At 33.0% G+C, this 2,550-nt stretch carries 2 protein-coding genes; both read right to left on the minus strand.

The genetic code is table 11. From position 1 onward, the window contains the following. Positions 1-44: 44 nt before the first annotated feature. Positions 45-803, minus strand: coding sequence for an IS21-like element helper ATPase IstB (gene istB, locus OEV82_RS15975; protein ID WP_263062430.1), 759 nt, complete (start codon positions 801-803; stop codon positions 45-47). Beyond that, positions 800-2,377 carry an IS21 family transposase gene (gene istA / locus OEV82_RS15980; RefSeq protein ID WP_263062431.1) on the minus strand — a complete coding sequence of 526 codons (1,578 nt, stop codon included), beginning with the start codon at positions 2,375-2,377 and terminating at the stop codon, positions 800-802. The genes istB and istA overlap by 4 nt, the downstream gene beginning before the upstream one ends. Positions 2,378-2,550: the final 173 nt, after the last annotated feature.

Raw genomic sequence — 2,550 nt, forward strand, 5'->3', positions numbered from 1 at the left:
TGTGAGCGTCAAGTAAAATGTTACAGTTTTTGATAAATTATTTTTTACACTTTTGATGATTCAAAAATAGAGGTTCTATGTTTCATTCGATAACTATCACCATTTAAGTGAATTATCTCAGCTCGATGAATGATTCTATCCAATATAGCTGTTGTTATCGCAGGGTCCCCCAATAATTCACCCCAATCTTTGGGTGCCTTATTGGAGGTTAGTATAATTGAAGATTTATTGTATAAATCATTAATTAGATGAAAAAATAGATTAGCCTCATGTTGATCCATGGCCATAAACATTAAATCATCAATAATTAACAAATTTGCATCACGTATTCTCTTCATTCGTGTCTTTGATTTTCTTGAAATTTCTTCTGTTTTTAGTGTATGGACTAAATCACCCATCGATATAAACATTACTTTATATCCTTGATGGATTGCTTCTAATCCTAAACCTATGGCCAAATGAGTTTTACCCACCCCAGGTGGTCCCAGAAAGATTATATTGTAAAGCTGTTCGATCCAAGTTAATTCTTTTAATTGATTAAGCTGTTTTCTACTTAATGACCGCTGTTCATCCAAATTGAATTCATCTAGTGTTTTGTGACTTGGAAAAGCAGCCCATTTTAATCTTCTTTCAAGTAGTTTTTCTTCTCTTCGTTTTTGCTCGTATTCTAAAATACTGTTTAAAAAACCTAAATAAGATTTATCATGCATTTCGGCTTCTTTAACTAGCGTAGGTAAATATTGAGCTGATTCCGACATACGCAATGTTTTTAAACGTTCTTGAGCTAAACTTAAATCACTCATTTGTCAGCCTCCAATACAGTTAAGTATTCATTGATATCCCTTTGTGGTGTTGATATATAGAAAATCGATTCATTTTGAACGTCTAAAGGTTTTATTGGCACATTACACTGTTTATCACTTTTTGTAGTGTAAACTTGTCGTTGCCGTTCAATATACTTAACTATATCGACAAAATCTGTTGCACTAAAAAGTTTCCTCTGAAAACATACTGTCAAGGCTTTATCAATAATTGCTTGTTGCTTGGTACTTTTAATGATTTTTATTATCATTTGGAATTGATCCCGAACATACCTTGGGTATTTGGTTCGGATTTCTGCTAAATATGACTTGGCTAATTCATAATCATCAAAATAACTTGCCACAGTTTCTAATAATGCATCGATTCCTTTGGAACGATCTCGGGTATGTTGTCTGTCCTGAATTAATTTGCCCTTTCCAGGACTGATTTTATGTTTTGCGATTAATAGGCCATTTTCAGATGCGTAAATATATAAGTACCCATCTTTTGTAGAAATATTAACGTCTTTTTGTTTGTTATATGTACCGAGAGGTACTGAGTAACGATTTGATTTGTATATAATAGTATTGTCCTGTCTTACTCTTCTTGTTATACTAGAGACAGGTATTGAATATTGATTTTTTAAATCTTTGGTGATCGGTCTTAGGTGTTTCTTTTCTTCTTGAAACGCTTCGACCGGTCTTTTTTTGGTCGTATTATGGATTTTATAATTCCCTGTCCGATTTAGCCATTTTATTGCGTCCTCATTCCAGCGATCAATATTTGTAAATATTCGATGAGCTGCAAAGTTATATTTAATATAACCAATTACATTCTCAATTCTCCCTTTACTTTCAGGATCTGCTTTACGACAAACATGTAAATTAAACCTTCGTTCTTGACGATATTGCTCGAATTCTTTTGTTAATATTAAATTTCCACCATTTTCACTTACTACAATGAGTGAGTCCTGATCATATACAATTTCACGAGGGATTCCCTCAAACCAACGAAAAGCATTTTCGTGTGCACGTATTACATCTCGAGTAGTGAATGGACGGTCAAGAAACTCGGTATATTTATAACGTGAATTCGATAGTACAAAAGCGATAAAATACAATTTCACTGTTTTATTTTCAGGTGTTTTTTGACGTGTTTCTCCAAAATCAACTTGTACTTGTTTTCCCATCTCCGGATCCGGGATAGCCTCATAATCTCGTTTCTTATTAATATCTTTTGGGATATTATACTCCTTACGAAGATTTCTAACATAGGACCTAACGGTACTTTCAGACACTTTTAATTCTGGAAATCTTTCTTTTAACCAATCTTCGACTTGAGAGGCTTTCATGTCTGGATGATCCCGAAGCCAAGATAAAATCAGGTCTTTATAAGGATCAAGTTTTTTCTTTCTTGTTTTAGTAGAATCAATCCATTCAGCCATTTCTTTTGGGCTTTTTTCTAAATAGCGATACAGTGTAGGTCTTGATATCCCTAACTTTTTTGCTATAGAAGTTTTTGTAAATCCTTGTTCTAATAATTGACGTATTTGAATATACACTTCAAACTTGTCCACCTTTCTAAAACCTCCATCACCGTTATCCTAGTTGTTCTACTTTGAATATACCAGTGATGGAGATGTATTTTAATAGAATTTGTTGGATAAGAAGGGGAATTTCCAGCCCCTTCCAAATAAGAAGTGTAAAATCTTATTTATCTAAAACTGTTAATTATATTTTATCGGTTAGA

The sequence above is a fragment of the Pallidibacillus thermolactis genome (genome assembly GCF_025660415.1).
GTDB lineage: Bacteria > Bacillota > Bacilli > Bacillales > Caldibacillaceae > Pallidibacillus > Pallidibacillus thermolactis.